Here is a 13,938-nt window from a genome sequence, read left to right as displayed (position 1 = left end):
GCCCTGCTCAGACGGCGTCGGGGCCGCCCTCGAGCAGGCGGCTGAAGCCGTCCTCGTCGAGCACCGGCACCCCGAGTTCGACGGCCTTGTCGAACTTCGATCCGGGCGCGTCGCCGGCGACGACGTAGGCCGTCTTCTTCGACACCGAGCCGGCGGCCTTCCCGCCGCGGGCGATGATCGCCTCCTTGGCCTCGTCGCGGGAGTACCGGGTGAGCGAGCCGGTGACGACGATCGACAACCCCTCCAGCGTGCGGGCGATGCTGGCGTCGCGCTCGTCGGCCATCCGGACCCCGGCATCGCGCCACTTCTCGACGATGGCGCAGTGCCAGTCGACGGTGAACCATTCCTTGACCGCGGCGGCAATGGTCGGCCCGACCCCCTCGGTGGCGGCCAGCTCCTCCTCCGAGGCCTCGATGACGGCGTCCAGGCTGCCGAATTCGGTGGCCAGCGCCCGGGCGGCGGTGGGGCCGACGTGCCGGATCGACAGCGCGACCAGCACCCGCCAGAGCGGTTGACTCTTGGCTCTGTCCAAATTGGCCAGCAGCCGGCGGCCGTTGGCCGACACCTCGCCGGCCTTGGTGGTGAACAACTCGGTGCGCAGCAGGTCGTCGGCGGTGAGCGTGAAGAGGTCACCCTCGTCGGTGATGACCTCTGACTGCAGCAGCGCGATGCCCGCCTCGTACCCGAGGCCCTCGATGTCGAACGCGCCGCGACCCGCGACGTGGAACACCCGCTCACGCAGCTGTGCCGGGCAGGTCCGCGCATTCGGGCAGCGGATGTCGGCGTCGCCTTCCTTGGCCGGCGCCAGCTCGGTGCCGCATTCCGGGCAGTGCGTGGGCATCACGAACTCGCGCTCCGAGCCGTCGCGCAGGTCGACCACCGGGCCGAGCACCTCGGGGATCACGTCGCCGGCCTTACGGATGACGACGGTGTCGCCGATCAGCACGCCCTTGCGCTTGACCTCCGACGCGTTGTGCAGCGTGGCGAGGCCGACCGTGGAACCCGCCACCTTCACCGGCTCCATGTAGGCGAACGGCGTGACGCGGCCGGTGCGGCCCACATTGACGCGGATGTCGAGCAGCTTGGTCTGCGCCTCCTCGGGCGGGTACTTGTAGGCGATCGCCCAGCGCGGCGCCCGTGAGGTCGCCCCGAGCCGGCGCTGCAGCGACACCTCGTCGACCTTGACCACCAGGCCGTCGATCTCGTGCTCGACGTCGTGGCGGTGCTCGCCCCAGTACGCGACGCGCTCGGTCACCGCGTCGACACCCTGCACCCGGGTGGTGTGGTCGGACACCGGCAGCCCCCACGCCTGCAGCGCGCGGTAGGCGTCGTGCAGCGTCGTGGGTGTCAAGCCCTCGACCCGGCCGAGCCCGTGGCAGATCATCCGCAGCCGGCGCCGCGCCGTCACGGCCGGATTCTTCTGCCGCAGTGAGCCCGCCGCGCTGTTGCGGGGGTTGGCGAACGGCGGCTTGCCCTCGGCGACCAGGCCGGCGTTGAGGTCCTCGAAGTCGGCCAGCCGGAAGAACACCTCGCCGCGCACCTCGAGCACCGTGGGCAGCGGGAATTCCTCGGTGGCGGTGAGCCGCTCGGGCACGTCGTCGATGGTGCGGGCGTTGAGTGTGACGTCCTCGCCGGTGCGGCCGTCGCCGCGGGTGGCGGCGCGTTCGAGCTTGCCGTCGCGGTAGACCAGGGCCAGTGCCACACCGTCGATCTTCAGCTCGCACAGGTAGTACGCGTCCTCGCCGATCTCGCCCTTGAGGCGGGCGGCCCACGCCCCGAGCTCGTCGGGGGTGAACACGTTGTCCAGGCTCAGCATGCGCTCGAGGTGCTCGGCCGAGGTGAAGTCGGTGGCGAAGCCGGCCCCGCCGACCAGCTGCGTCGGCGAGTCGGGGGTTCTCAGTTCGGGATGGGTGTCCTCGAGTGCCTGCAGCCGGCGCAGCAGCGTGTCGAACTCCGCGTCGGTGATGATCGGGGCGTCTTTGACGTAGTAGCGGAACTGATGCGCGCGCACCTCGTCGGCGAGTTCCTGCCAGGCCCGTCGCACGTCTGCGGCCGGCGCCTCCTCGGCCTGTTCGGCCAGCGCCGACTCGGCGTCTTTCGAGCTCACCTACGCAGGCTATCGAAGCGCTGTGACAGAGACGCCGGAGCGCTTAGCCTGACGGGCATGCCGCACCCGATCATGTTCCATGAGGGCGATCCCGGACTGGCGGGATTGCGTGAGATAGCGCTGGGTTACCCGGAGGCCTACGAGAAGGTGTCCCACGGCAGGCCTGGCTTCTTCGTGGCGAAGATGTTCGCGATGTACGGCGGCAGCACTAAGGAGAGCGGCTCGATGGAGACCGTTGCGCACTGCGTGATGGTCAAGGTCGACGAGTCCGACCACGAGGCGCTGCTGCAGGACGACCGGTTCTTCTTCCCGGCCTACATGGGCCCGTCGGGCTGGCTCGGACTGGATTTCAGCAGGGCCGACGTCGACTGGAACGAGGTGCGCGAACTCGTCGACGCGTCGTACCGGTTGGTGGCCGGCAAGAAGCAGATCAAGCTCCTCGACGGACTCTGACCGGCCGCGCCGCCGGGCGTGGTTCGATGGCAGGCACCATGAGTTTCGCGAGCCCTTACCCCGACGTCCACATCCCCACCACGAGCCTGTTCGACTACCTGTTCGCCGACCTGTCCGAGGCCGATGCGCAGCGGGTCGCGCTCGTCGACGCCGCACCCGGCACCGAGATCAGCTACGGCGAGATGCTCACCCGCATCGACGCGTTCGCGGGCGCACTGGCCGATCGCGGCATCGGCGTCGGCGACGTGGTCGCGCTGCTCGCCCCGAACAGCTCGGCCTTCGCGATCGCGTTCCACGGCATCCTGCGGGCCGGCGCGACGGCCACCACCGTCAACGCGCTCTTCACCGCCAAGGACATCGCCAAGCAGCTGACCGACTCGGGCGCGCGGCTGCTGGTCACCGTCGGCCTGCTGCTGCCCCAGGCGGCCGAGGCCGCCGAGGTAGTCGGCCTGCCCGCCGACCGGCTGGTGGTGCTCGACGGCCCCGGCCTGGGCGCCGACGGCCACCCCAACGCCGACGACCTGCTCGGCCCCGGCCACCCCGCGCCGGACGTCAGCTTCGACCCCGCCACCCACCTCGCGGTACTGCCCTACAGCTCCGGCACCACGGGAAACCCCAAGGGCGTCATGCTGACTCACCGCAACCTTGCCGCCAACGTCGCGCAGATCCGTCCGGTGCAGGGCATGACCGCCGACGACCGGATCCTGGCCGTGCTGCCGTTCTTCCACATCTACGGCATGACGGTGCTGCTCGACGCGGCGCTGCACGCCAGGGCGCGGCTGGTGATCATGCCGAAGTTCGACCTCGGCGACTTCCTGCGCAACATCGCCGAACATCGCTGCACGTTCGCGTTCATCGCGCCGCCGGTGGCCGTCGCGCTGGCCAAGCACCCGATGATCGACGACTACGACCTGTCGAGCCTGCGCGGGATCATGTCCGGCGCTGCGCCACTTGACGCCGACCTCGGCCGCGCGGTCGCCGAGCGACTGGACTGCGCGGTGGTGCAGGGCTACGGCATGAGTGAGCTCAGCCCGGTCAGCCACGTCACCCCGTTCGACGGCGGCACCGAACTGGTGGGCGCGGTCGCGCCGCTGAGTTCGAGCGGCTGGACCGTGCCCAATTCCGAGAGCAGGATCGTCGACGGCGAGACCGGGGACGAGATCGGCGTTCCCGCAGAGGGTCTGAGCGCCACCGGCGAGCTGTGGTTCCGCGGGCCGAACGTGATGGCTGGTTACCTGAACAACGAGAAGGCCACCGCCGAGACCATCGACGACGACGGCTTCCTGCACACCGGCGACCTGGCGCAGGTGGACTCGAACGGCTGCGTGTACATCGTCGACCGGCTCAAGGAGCTGATCAAGTACAAGGGCTACCAGGTGCCGCCCGCCGAACTCGAGGCCGTGCTGCTGAGCCATCCGTCGATCGCGGACGCGGCGGTGATCGGCGTCAACGACGCCGAGGGCGAAGAGGTGCCCAAGGCGTTCGTCGTCGCGCAGTCCGACGCCGAGCTGACCGAGGACGACGTGATGGAGTTCGTCGCCGGTCAGGTGGCACCGTACAAGAAGGTGCGGATGGTCGAGTTCATCGACGCGATACCGAAATCCGCGTCGGGCAAGATCCTGCGCAAGGACCTGCGTCGCTAGTCGTCCTCGACGTGGGCGCGCAACCGCTCGATCGCACGGTCCCACCGGCTCGACAGCGCGGTCAGGTAGTCGCTGGCCTCGGCGAGCGGCTCGGGCAGCATGCGCCAGATCCGCTCGCGGCCCTGCCGGTGACTGCTCACCAGACCCACCGCCTCCAGCTGCAGCAGATGCTTGGTGGCGGCCTGCCGGGTCACCGGGATCACCTGCGTCACTTCCGATGTCGAGCACGGGCCGCCGTCGCAGAGCCGGATGACGATCCGCAGCCGGTTCGCGTCGCCGAGCGCGTCGAACAGCGGTGCGGTCGCCTCGACGGTGGTACTCACACCTTCTCGTCCAGGGCCAGGTACTTGCCGATCAGCTCGGCCTGCAGTCCCCAGCCCTCGCTGTTGGCCTCGAAGGCCGAGGCCCGGCGCGCGGCCGGAACGGCGTCGAAGCCGGACTCGACGATGCGCAGCAGCACACCGCCGTCGGCCTCGGTGAGGGTGAACTCCACCAGGGTCGTCGGTTCGGCGGAGTAGTCGGCGCCCGGCTCTACGGCATAGGGATGCCACCGGAATGCCAACCGGCGCTTGGGTTCCACCGTGACCACCTGCCAGCTGTCGGCCTGCCCGGCGTACGGCTCCTGCATGCCGGCCACCCGGTCGTCCACGGCCGTCGGCGTCATGACGCCGGTGACGGTCGCGCCCTCGACGAACGGCCCGTCGAAGCGCACCCCGAACCAGCGGCCGAACTCGTCGGCGTCGCTGATCGCGCGCCAGACCCGCTCCAGCGGGGCACGCAGCAGTACTTCCTTCTCGATACGATCGGTATTCATATGCAACCTCCTGGTTGCTTCTCACGCTAACAACCATCCTCAGGAAAGGCAACCATCTGGTTGCACCTTTGTGGTGTCAGACAGCTGCGGCGTCGACCGCCAGGACGTCGGCGGCCTTCTGCGCCAGCCCCATGGCCGAGCGCGCCCACTCCGGCGTCGACCCGGCCAGACCGCACGCGGGGGTGATGCCGATCCGCTCGGCGATCACCGACCGTGCGAATCCGAGCCGGTCGGTCAATGTCACCGCGGCCTTCGCGATGTCCTCGGCCGTTGTCGGCGCGCTCGGGGACGCCGACGGCACCACGCCCAGCAGCACGGCGCGGCCGCTGTCGACGAATTCACCGACACCGTCGAGGTCGCCGACGGTGAGTGTCCTGCTGTCGACCGAGATGGCGTGAAGAGCGCTGCGCAGGAACAGTTTCCATGGCAGGTCGGTGGCGCAGCTGTGCAGCGCGACGTCACCGCCGACCGTGGCGACGCACTCGTCGAGCAGGGCGGCGGCCACCGGCTCGTCGACCGGGTGCACCGGGCTGAAACTGGTGACGCCGGTGAGGCGGCCCGCCAGCGCGGCGGGCAGCAGCGGTTCGTCGAACTGCACCACCACCGGGGTGCCAAGGCGCCGCTGCAGTTCCGCGCGATGGCCCGCCACCCCTTCGGCGAGTGAGGACGTCAGATCGCGTACCGCACCCGGGTCGGTGATCGCGCGATGTCCGCCGGGCAGCTCGAGTTCCGCCGACAGGGTGATCGGCCCGGGCGCCTGCACCTTCACCGTGCGACCGGAGCCGGCCAATCCGGCTTTCTCCCAGGCCTCCTCGAGTGCGTCGACGTCCTCGGCGAGCAGGCTGACCGCCCGGCGTCGCGCCGTGCTGCGGCCATGGGCGATGCGGTATCCGCGCGGCACGATGTCGATGCCGATGTCGACCAGCAGCGCCCCCGCCCGGCCGATCATGTCGGCGCCGACCCCGCGCGACGGCAGCTCGACGAGGTGCGGCAGCGTGTGCAGCTCCCCCACCACCACCTCGGCGGCCTGACGCGGGTCGGCGCCGGGCCAGGATCCGATACCGGTCGCACCGGCGAAAACGCTCACCCGTTTGACGATATGCGACGGGGTTAACCTCGTGGCGACGGAAGGGGTCGCGATGAGCGCTCGCGCGAAGAGCGCTCTGGCCCGGTGGCTGGTGCTGTGCGGCGCGGCCGTGCTCGTGGCGGGGTGCGCCCACACCGTCGGCGGGACGGCGGTGCGGCCGGTGCCCGGCATCGACGACGATTCACGCTCACCCGTCGACGTGGACGCCGTGCTGCTCGAACAGTCGCAGATGCGCGCCATCACGGGCGCCGGCGAGGACCTCACGATCATCCCGTCGATGGACGGCAAGTTCCCGGTCGACATCGAGGCGCTGATGCCGACGGTCCCGCCGCAGTGCGGGTGGGTCTACGCCGAGACGCAGACGTTCGGACCCGACGTCGAGGAGTTCCACAAGACGACGTTCCAGAATCCGCCCGACGGTGGGCTCATCTCGCAGGGCGCCGCCGGCTACCGCGATCCGGTGACGGCCCGCCGCGCCTTCGACGGCCTCGTCGCGCACATCGACCGCTGCGACGGCACCGGCGCCGGGCCGTCGATCGTCGGCGACTGGACGGCGTCCGACGATGCGGCACAGACCCGGCCCGGCGGATGCGGCCGCGACTACCGCCTCAAGTCGGTGGTGCTGGTCGAGGTGACGTTCTGCAGTTTCCCGGACTCGGTGCCCGACATCGTGATGACCAACATCCTGGCCAGGATCCGCGAGTAGCTCCGCCGGGCTGTCAGTCGCTTCCCGCGAACGACGTGACGAGCACGTCGAGGCGCTCCGCATCGTGGCCGGGGCGTAGCCGGCCGGCGCGGGTCAGGGTGACCAGGCCGTGCAGCCCGGCCCAGAACGCCTCGGTGAGCGCGTCCGCGTTCCGCCCGCCGGCGACCACGGCGAGCGCCTGCCGAAGCTCGGTGAAGGCCGCCGTCAGCTGCGGCGGGGTGTCCTGGGCGGCGAAGCGCAGGGTGGTCGCCCGGGTGAACATCACGTCGTAGAGGGCCGGGTTGTCGCGGGCGAAGCCGGTGTAGGCGCGGGAGATCCGGGTCAGGACGTCACCGGCCGCGCCGGGGCCGGTGCGGGCGGCGCGGAGCACGTCGACCAACTCGCCGAACCCGTCGAGGGCGACGGCCTCGGCGATCTGTTCCATGCCGGTGAAGTGCTTGTACAGCACCGGCTGGCTGTACTCGATCTCGGCCGACAGGCGACGCGTGGTGACGGCGTCCCAGCCCTCGGCCTCGGCCAGCCTGCGGGCCGTGGCGACGATCAGCTGTCTGCGGGCGGCCCGCTCGCGCTCGCGGCGATCTTCGATCGGCATACCACACGCTATCACCGCTAACTCTACTAGCGCTGCTATTGACGCCCCGACGGGAGGGGGTTAGCGTTGCTAACACGTACTGGAGCACGGAGTCCCCGACATGGCGTTGAACCTCATCACCAGTGCCGCCGCACTCATCGCGGTGCTCGGCACCGCGGTGGTCTACGGCACCGACGTGTTCTGCGCCATCGTGCTGCGGCCCGCCCTGGCCGCGGTCGACGATGGCGCCCTGGTCGCGGTGACCGGACACGTGCACCGCTACGGCGACCGGCGGATGCCGGTGCCCGGAGTGCTCGGCATCCTCGGCGCCGCGGCCACCGCGGTGCTGGCCGCAGTGGCCGCACACTGGGCACAGGCGATCGCAGCGGCCCTCGCGCTGGTCCTGCTGTCGGTCTGGCTCGTGCTGTACCTGCGGGTGAGCGCACCCATCAACCGGCGACTGACGGCGGCCGCCGACGCCGGGCGGCCGCTACCGGACGGACGAATGCTGCAGGCACGGTGGGACCGGATCATCGGCGCCCGCGCCGCGCTGCAAGGTGTGGCACTGGCCGCCCTGTGCATCGCGCTGATCACATGACCCTCTCGATGCCGTTCTCCCCCATTCCCTCTCAGCTCCAGGAGTCTCCATCATGACCGTCACCACCGTCGCCTACGTGCTCGCCGGACTCATTGCCGCGGCCATCATCGTGATCGGCGCGCGGTTCCTCGTCGCGCCGCGTGCCGCCGCCGCCGGCTACGGGGTGGAACCAGATCTCGATCAGCGTTACGCCGGCGCCTATCTGAGCGTCAAGGGCGTCCGTGACATCGCCTCAGGACTGTTCGTCGCCATCCTCATCGCCGCGGGCGCCACGCACCTGCTCGGCTGGGTGCTGTTGGCAGCCACCATCATCCCGATCGCCGACACGGCCATCGTGCTCGCCAACGGCGGTCCGAAGTCGATCGCCTGGGGAGTCCACGGTGTCACCGCCGCCGTCATGGTGACGACGTCGGCGCTGCTGCTGATCTCCTAGGCAGTCACTCGCTAGCCGCGCAGCGTGGCGCTGCCGAGCACCTCGTCGCCGTCGGGATCGGGGCGGTAGAGCACCATCGTCTGCCCCGGCGCGACACCGCGCAGCGGGGCACGCAGATCGACCGTGAGCAGTCCGTCCACCAGCGCCGCGACACCGTCGGCGACGCCGCCGTGCGCCCGCACCTGCACCGCGCACTCCACCGGGCCGTCCGGCGCCGATCCGCTGGTGAACACCGGCCGCTCGCCGGTCAGCCGCCACACGTCCAGATCGGCCCTATCGCCGACGCGGACCGTCCCGCTGGCGGCGTCGATCTCCGTCACGTAGCGCGGCCGCCCGTCCGGGCCGGGTCCGGCGATGCCGAGGCCCTTGCGCTGTCCGACGGTGAAGCCGTGCACACCTTCGTGTTCGGCCAGCACGGCGCCACCGGAGTCGACGACCGCTCCGCGCCGCACGCCGATGCGGGCGCCGAGGAACGCCCGGGTGTCACCGGACGGGATGAAGCAGATGTCGTGGCTGTCGGGTTTGTCGGCGACGGCCAGGCCGCGGCGGGCGGCCTCCTCGCGGATCTGCGCCTTCGGGGTGTCACCGATCGGGAACAGCGCGTGGCGCAATTGACCGGCGGTCAGCACACCGAGCACGTAGGATTGATCCTTGTCGTGGTCGACGGCGCGCCGCAGCCTGCCCTCGGACAGCCGCGCATAGTGCCCGGTCGCGACGGCATCGAAGCCCAGCGCAAGGGCGCGGGCCGCCAGCGCGGAGAACTTGATCTTCTCGTTGCACCGCACACACGGGTTCGGAGTCTCACCGCGGGCGTAGGACGCCACGAAGTCGTCGATCACGTCCTCTTTGAAGCGGTCCGCGAAATCCCAGACGTAGAACGGGATGTCGAGGACGTCGGCGACCCGCCGAGCATCGCCGGCGTCCTCTTTCGAGCAGCATCCGCGCGATCCGGTGCGCAGCGTGCCGGGCGCGGCCGACAGCGCCAGGTGCACACCCACGACGTCGTGGCCGGCGTCCACCATCCGGGCGGCGGCGACCGAGGAGTCGACACCGCCGCTCATCGCGACCAGGACCCGCATCTACTCCAGCACCCCTGAACTGGCCAGCGCCGCCTGGCGCGCGCGCTCCACCGCCGCGGGCAGGACCGCAAGCGCGGCGTCGACATCGGCGTCGGTGCTGGTGTGTCCCAGCGAGAGCCGCAGCGATCCGCGGGCATTCACCGGGTCGACACCCATCGCGACGAGCACATGCGAGGGCTGGGCCACCCCGGCGGTGCAGGCCGAGCCGGTCGAGCATTCGATTTCCTTGGCGTCCAACAACATCAGCAGCGAGTCGCCTTCACATCCACGGAAGGTGAAGTGCGTGTTGCCGGGCAGCCGGCCGCCGTCGCGGGCGCCGTTGAGGTAGACGTCGTCGATGCCGGAGAGCACGCCGTCGATCAGCCGGTCGCGCAGCTGCTGCACGCGCGCGCTGGTGACGGCCATCCCCTCGATCGCGATCCGCGCCGCGGCTGCCATCGCCACCGCACCCGCGACATCCGGTGTGCCCGAACGCACGTCGCGCTCCTGGCCACCGCCGTGCAGCAGCGGCACGCAGGTGGTGTCGCGGCGCAGCAGCAGTGTGCCGACACCGGTGGGGCCGCCGAACTTGTGGGCCGCCACACTCATCGCCGACAGGCCGCTGGCGGCGAAGTCGACCGGGATCTGCCCGACGGCCTGGATCGCGTCGCTGTGCATCGGGACGTCGAACTCGGCGGCCACCGCGGCCAGTTCGGGCACCGGCAGGATGGTGCCGACCTCGTTGTTGGCCCACATCACCGACACCAGCGCGACGTCGCCGCCGTCCTGCAGCGCCGTCCGCAGCGCGGCGGGCGTCACCGAACCGTCCGGCTCCACCGGCAACCAGGTCACCTCGGCGCCTTCGTGCTCGGCGAGCCACTCCACCGCGTCGAGCACGGCGTGGTGCTCCACCGGGGTGGTGATGATGCGGCGGCGCCGCGGATCGGCGTCGCGGCGGGCCCAGTAGATGCCCTTGACCCCGAGGTTGTCGCTCTCGGTGCCGCCCGCGGTGAAGATCACCTCGGACGGGCGGGCGCCCAGCAGGTGGGCCAGCGCCTCTCGCGCCTCCTCCATCCGCCTGCGGGCCAGCCGGCCGGTGCCGTGCAGCGACGACGCGTTACCGACCGTCGCCAGCACAGCGGTCATCGCCTCGATGGCGGCGGGATGCATCGGGGTGGTGGCGGCGTGGTCGAGATAGACCGGCTCGGACATAACCGTTCAAGGATACCGGCCACCCCTGGGCCGCTCGCTTCGCCTGGTCAGGCCGCCAGGGCGTGCGCCGACGCCGGTGTGGTGGACAGCGCCTGCCGGTCCTGGCCGCGGACCAGTGCCTCGCAGCGTGCGGCGAGGTCGCGCCGGTCGGCGCCGGGCAGCTGCAGCGACGCGACCTCGATGTGGCACACCGTCAGGCGGGCGCCGGTGACCCGGCGCAGGGACTCCACCAGCGTGTCGTCGCCGACGAAGGCGGGCACCGTCGACGGCCTGCCGTCACGGTGGTGGTAGTTCAGCCGCAGCGGCTGCACCGGCCTGCCTGCGTCGACCGCGGCCTGGAACATCGCGGGGCGGAACCGGCCGTAGCCCAGCCCGCACCAGGTGGTGCCCTCGGGGAACGCCACGACGGTGTGGCCGGCCCGCAGCCGGTCGGCGACCGCCGACACGACGGCGGGCAGGCGCCGCAGGCTGGCCCGGTCGATCGGGATGACCTTCACCATCCGCGCCAGGCGGCCGATGGCGGGCCACTCGATCAGGTCCGCCCGCGCGACGAACGACCCCGGCAGCACGGCGCCGATCGCGAAGATGTCCAGCCACGACACGTGCCCGCTCACCACCAGTACGCCCCGCAGATTGCGGATCGGGCCGCCGGACACGGTGATGCGCACGCCGAGGCAGCGCAGCATCAGCCTGCAGTAGGCGCGCTGGACGTGCGCGCGCCCGGGCAGCGGTACCGCGAGCAGCGGCAGCGCCGGCGCCAACAGCAGGGCCATGGTCAGCCGGAGCACCGTGCGCAGCCGCACCAGGACCGGCCGGCTCGGTTGGCCGACGCCGGCGCGGACACAGCTGGAGTCGCAGGAGGCCCGGGGCAGCCAGGGGTGGTCGGCAACCACGGGAGCCGGCAGCGCGGCGGATGCGGAACCGGGCGCCAGGCCGGTCATCGGGCCACCCCTTCGGCCATCGTCGACGCCGCCGAGACCGACCGGAGTCGTTTCAGGTAGCGGGTGTCGGCCTGACGCTTGTCCAGCAGCGCGGGGAAGTCGCCGACGCCGAAGTCCGGATCGTGGGCGGGATCGCCGCAGATCCGGGCGCCGAGACGCAGGTAGCCGCGCATCAGTCCGGGAACGGAGACGCGGGCCGGCGGTTCGATGTCGTCGAGTCCGCGCCCGCCGAGCACCACCGGCCGGTACGGGCGCACGGTGAACCGCTCGGGGGCGGCGTGCCTGCGGCGGACGAAGTCGCGGACCCCGCGGATCTGGCTGCCCGGCGCATCGTCCGCGCCGTCCGTGTGCGTGGGCACCGAGACGCAGCCGGTGACGTAGTCGTAGCCGCAGCGGTCCAGATAAGCCAGGATGCCCGCCCACATCAGCAGCACCACTCCGCCGTTGCGGTGGTCCTCGCGCACCACCGCACGCCCCATCTCCACCAGTGACGGCCGCAGCGAGTCGAGCGCGGTGACATCGAATTCCGTTGCGGTGTAGAGGCCGCCGGCGGCGATGGCGCCCGGAGGTGGCAGCATCCGGTAGCAGCCGACCAGCTCACCGGACCCCTCCTCGCGGACCAGCAGGTGATCGCAGTACTCGTCGAAGCGGTCGGCGTCGCGGCCGTCGGTCGCGCCGGCCAGGGCGAAACCCGGCTCGGAGGTGAACACGTCGTGGCGCAGCCGCTGGGCGGCCTCGATCAGGTCGGAGTCGGTGGACAGCAGCAGCGAGTACCGCGGGGTGTGCGCAGAGGTGGTCTGTTCAGCGGCGATGAGTACAGCAGCAGTGCTCATGGTCAGCACGCTCGCCTAGCCGGGTCTCGGGACGGCGTCGTGTGCATGACGTGTCCGTGAGCGCTGGATGACGAAATGTGGTCGTCGGCGCTCTCAGGAGTCGAGGATCACCACGTTCTCGCCCACCGGGTTCCGTGGCATGACGAGGTGATTGGCGGGGAACGCCGGATCGGCATATCCGATCGACAGGCCGCACAGCACCGTCAGGTCGTCGGGGATGTCCAGTTGCTCGCGGAGCACGTCGGGATACAGCGCGATCGACACCTGCACACAACTGCCGAGACCGCGCTCGGTGAGCGCCAGCAGCAGCGTCTGCAGGAACATCCCCACCCCGAGCGCGTCCACCGGGCCGAAGTCGCGGTGCATGCACACCACCCCGGCCACCGGTGCGCCGAAGAATTCCCAGTTGCGCCGCTGGGCTTTCCACCGGCCTTCCCGGTCGTCCCGCTCGATGCCCATCGCGCCGTACACCAGGGCGCCACACTGCATCCGCCGATACGCGAACTTCGGCGGCAGGCCGGCTGCCGCCAGCGCAGGCGGCGTCGCGTCGACGGCAGCCAGCAGAGCCTCGGCCAGCCGCGCCCGGCGCTCCCCGGTGGCGAGGTACAGCTGCCACGGCTGGGTGTTCGAGTTGGACGGCGCCCGCATCGCCAGCTCGAGCGCTTCGTCGAGCAGTTCGCGCGGAACGGCTCTTCCCGGCAGAAACATCCGGTTGGAGCGACGCGCCCGCACCACCTCGTCGAGGTCGGTCATCACATCTCCCTTCAGGCCGCGGCGCCCCCGCCGTCGGCGTGCAGCGTCGATCCGGTGATGAAGCTCGCTCTCGGCGAAGCGAGGAACAGCACCGCCTCGGCGATCTCCGCCGGGCGGGCGGTCCGTCCCAGCGGCAGCGTCCGGCCGAGTTCGTCGTTGGTGTCGCCCCATTCGGCGTAGACACCCTCGGTGGCGGTCGGGCCCGGTGCGACGCTGTTCACCCGGACGCCCATGGGCCCGAACTCGGCGGCCCAGGTGCGGGTCAGTGACTCCTGCGCAGCTTTCGAGGCGCTGTAGGTGGACGCTCCCGGCACGCCCTTGAATGCCACCATGGAGGTGACGTTGACGATGCTGCCGCCGCCGCGGGCGATCATGCCCGGCACCAGCGCGGCGACCAGGAAGTACGCGCCGCGCACATTGGTGTCGAACGTCGTCTCGAACGAGGCCACGTCCTGGTCGACGGTCAGCGCGCCGGGGAAACTGGCCGCGTTGTTGATCAGGATGTCCACGTCGCCGCAACGGCGGACCAGCGATTCGACCGACGCGAGGTCGGCGACGTCGGCCTCGATGAACCGCACGCCGAGTGTGGCAGCCGCCTGCTCGCCGCGGACGGCGTTGCGACCGGTGACGGTCACCGCCGCACCCTCACGGGCGAGCAGTCTGGCGACTTCCAGGCCGATGCCCGCGGTGCCGCCGGTGACCAGCGCGGACTGACCGGTGAGTTCCATG

Annotated in this window: 16 protein-coding genes; 5 read left to right on the top strand and 11 right to left on the bottom strand. The window is 71.0% G+C overall.

Going from position 1 to position 13,938, the window contains the following annotated elements; all coding sequences use genetic code 11:
• Positions 1-7 precede the first annotated feature (7 nt).
• The gene (gene ligA / locus Q2100_RS03195) at positions 8-2,107 is read right to left on the bottom strand and encodes an NAD-dependent DNA ligase LigA (RefSeq protein WP_302912836.1); all 2,100 of its coding nucleotides are present in this window, start codon (positions 2,105-2,107) and stop codon (positions 8-10) included.
• A 57-nt stretch (positions 2,108-2,164) separates the two neighbouring features.
• On the opposite strand from ligA, the gene Q2100_RS03190 reads away from it, so the two are divergent.
• The gene (locus Q2100_RS03190) at positions 2,165-2,560 is read left to right on the top strand and encodes an MmcQ/YjbR family DNA-binding protein (RefSeq protein ID WP_302912835.1); all 396 of its coding nucleotides are present in this window, start codon (positions 2,165-2,167) and stop codon (positions 2,558-2,560) included.
• Positions 2,561-2,598: 38 nt separating this feature from the next.
• Positions 2,599-4,203: a 4-coumarate--CoA ligase family protein gene (locus Q2100_RS03185; RefSeq protein WP_302912834.1), complete on the top strand. Its 1,605-nt coding sequence runs from the start codon at positions 2,599-2,601 to the stop codon at positions 4,201-4,203.
• Here Q2100_RS03185 and Q2100_RS03180 read toward each other — a convergent pair.
• From Q2100_RS03180 to Q2100_RS03170, 3 genes are all read right to left on the bottom strand, one after another.
• A complete protein-coding gene (locus tag Q2100_RS03180) occupies positions 4,200-4,526 on the bottom strand; it encodes an ArsR/SmtB family transcription factor (RefSeq protein WP_302912833.1) in 327 nt (108 codons plus the stop codon). The two genes, Q2100_RS03185 and Q2100_RS03180, sit on opposite strands and share 4 nt — an antisense overlap.
• Entirely contained in the window at positions 4,523-5,017 is a 495-nt protein-coding gene (locus tag Q2100_RS03175; protein ID WP_302912832.1) for an SRPBCC family protein, read from the bottom strand. Before Q2100_RS03175 ends, Q2100_RS03180 begins: the two co-directional genes overlap by 4 nt.
• A 76-nt stretch (positions 5,018-5,093) precedes the next feature.
• Positions 5,094-6,104, bottom strand: a complete 1,011-nt coding sequence (locus Q2100_RS03170; protein ID WP_302912831.1) for a uroporphyrinogen decarboxylase/cobalamine-independent methonine synthase family protein — start codon at positions 6,102-6,104, stop codon at positions 5,094-5,096.
• Positions 6,105-6,156: 52 nt separating this feature from the next.
• Here Q2100_RS03170 and Q2100_RS03165 point away from each other — a divergent pair, with 52 nt between their 5' ends.
• On the top strand, positions 6,157-6,810 hold the full coding sequence (locus tag Q2100_RS03165) for a sensor domain-containing protein (protein ID WP_302912830.1): 654 nt from the start codon (positions 6,157-6,159) through the stop codon (positions 6,808-6,810).
• A 13-nt stretch (positions 6,811-6,823) separates the two neighbouring features.
• On the opposite strand, the gene Q2100_RS03160 is transcribed toward Q2100_RS03165, so the two are convergent.
• Entirely contained in the window at positions 6,824-7,402 is a 579-nt protein-coding gene (locus tag Q2100_RS03160) for a TetR/AcrR family transcriptional regulator (protein WP_302912829.1), read from the bottom strand.
• A 100-nt stretch (positions 7,403-7,502) separates the two neighbouring features.
• On the opposite strand from Q2100_RS03160, the gene Q2100_RS03155 reads away from it, so the two are divergent.
• Positions 7,503-7,979 (top strand): DUF1772 domain-containing protein, encoded by a 477-nt coding sequence (locus Q2100_RS03155; RefSeq protein ID WP_302912828.1) that lies wholly within the window; start codon positions 7,503-7,505, stop codon positions 7,977-7,979.
• Positions 7,980-8,031: 52 nt separating this feature from the next.
• Positions 8,032-8,412, top strand: coding sequence for a DUF4267 domain-containing protein (locus Q2100_RS03150; protein ID WP_302912827.1), 381 nt, complete (start codon positions 8,032-8,034; stop codon positions 8,410-8,412).
• Between the two features lie 11 nt (positions 8,413-8,423).
• On the opposite strand, the gene mnmA is transcribed toward Q2100_RS03150, so the two are convergent.
• The 6 genes from mnmA to Q2100_RS03120 all read right to left on the bottom strand — a co-directional run bounded on the left by mnmA (position 8,424) and on the right by Q2100_RS03120 (position 13,937).
• Positions 8,424-9,491, bottom strand: a complete 1,068-nt coding sequence (gene mnmA / locus Q2100_RS03145; protein WP_302912826.1) for a tRNA 2-thiouridine(34) synthase MnmA — start codon at positions 9,489-9,491, stop codon at positions 8,424-8,426.
• Positions 9,492-10,682 carry a cysteine desulfurase family protein gene (locus Q2100_RS03140; protein ID WP_302912825.1) on the bottom strand — a complete coding sequence of 397 codons (1,191 nt, stop codon included), beginning with the start codon at positions 10,680-10,682 and terminating at the stop codon, positions 9,492-9,494.
• A 47-nt stretch (positions 10,683-10,729) separates the two neighbouring features.
• Entirely contained in the window at positions 10,730-11,623 is an 894-nt protein-coding gene (locus Q2100_RS03135; protein WP_302912824.1) for a lysophospholipid acyltransferase family protein, read from the bottom strand.
• Positions 11,620-12,456 (bottom strand): GNAT family N-acetyltransferase, encoded by an 837-nt coding sequence (locus Q2100_RS03130; RefSeq protein WP_302912823.1) that lies wholly within the window; start codon positions 12,454-12,456, stop codon positions 11,620-11,622. The genes Q2100_RS03135 and Q2100_RS03130 overlap by 4 nt, the downstream gene beginning before the upstream one ends.
• A 93-nt stretch (positions 12,457-12,549) precedes the next feature.
• The gene (locus Q2100_RS03125; RefSeq protein WP_302912822.1) at positions 12,550-13,209 is read right to left on the bottom strand and encodes a nitroreductase; all 660 of its coding nucleotides are present in this window, start codon (positions 13,207-13,209) and stop codon (positions 12,550-12,552) included.
• Between the two features lie 11 nt (positions 13,210-13,220).
• On the bottom strand, positions 13,221-13,937 hold the full coding sequence (locus Q2100_RS03120) for an SDR family NAD(P)-dependent oxidoreductase (protein WP_269895076.1): 717 nt from the start codon (positions 13,935-13,937) through the stop codon (positions 13,221-13,223).
• Between the last annotated feature and the right edge of the window lies 1 nt (position 13,938).

It is taken from the genome of Mycolicibacterium arseniciresistens, from assembly GCF_030519285.1.
In the GTDB taxonomy this organism is placed as follows: domain Bacteria; phylum Actinomycetota; class Actinomycetes; order Mycobacteriales; family Mycobacteriaceae; genus Mycobacterium; species Mycobacterium arseniciresistens.
Note: the sequence above shows the minus strand (reverse complement) of the source record. Positions and strands in the feature narration are given on the sequence as shown.

Excerpts from the sequence above, each read along its gene's own strand:
- Q2100_RS03190 (WP_302912835.1), top strand. The coding sequence starts at position 2,165 with ATGCCGCACCCGATCATGTTCCATGAGGGCGATCCCGGACTGGCGGGA.
- Q2100_RS03185 (WP_302912834.1), top strand. The coding sequence starts at position 2,599 with ATGAGTTTCGCGAGCCCTTACCCCGACGTCCACATCCCCACCACGAGC.
- Q2100_RS03175 (WP_302912832.1), bottom strand. The coding sequence starts at position 5,017 with ATGAATACCGATCGTATCGAGAAGGAAGTACTGCTGCGTGCCCCGCTG.
- Q2100_RS03165 (WP_302912830.1), top strand. The coding sequence starts at position 6,157 with ATGAGCGCTCGCGCGAAGAGCGCTCTGGCCCGGTGGCTGGTGCTGTGC.
- Q2100_RS03160 (WP_302912829.1), bottom strand. The coding sequence starts at position 7,402 with ATGCCGATCGAAGATCGCCGCGAGCGCGAGCGGGCCGCCCGCAGACAG.
- Q2100_RS03155 (WP_302912828.1), top strand. The coding sequence starts at position 7,503 with ATGGCGTTGAACCTCATCACCAGTGCCGCCGCACTCATCGCGGTGCTC.
- Q2100_RS03150 (WP_302912827.1), top strand. The coding sequence starts at position 8,032 with ATGACCGTCACCACCGTCGCCTACGTGCTCGCCGGACTCATTGCCGCG.
- mnmA (WP_302912826.1), bottom strand. The coding sequence starts at position 9,491 with ATGCGGGTCCTGGTCGCGATGAGCGGCGGTGTCGACTCCTCGGTCGCC.
- Q2100_RS03140 (WP_302912825.1), bottom strand. The coding sequence starts at position 10,682 with ATGTCCGAGCCGGTCTATCTCGACCACGCCGCCACCACCCCGATGCAT.
- Q2100_RS03135 (WP_302912824.1), bottom strand. The coding sequence starts at position 11,623 with ATGACCGGCCTGGCGCCCGGTTCCGCATCCGCCGCGCTGCCGGCTCCC.
- Q2100_RS03130 (WP_302912823.1), bottom strand. The coding sequence starts at position 12,456 with ATGAGCACTGCTGCTGTACTCATCGCCGCTGAACAGACCACCTCTGCG.
- Q2100_RS03125 (WP_302912822.1), bottom strand. The coding sequence starts at position 13,209 with ATGACCGACCTCGACGAGGTGGTGCGGGCGCGTCGCTCCAACCGGATG.
- Q2100_RS03120 (WP_269895076.1), bottom strand. The coding sequence starts at position 13,937 with ATGGAACTCACCGGTCAGTCCGCGCTGGTCACCGGCGGCACCGCGGGC.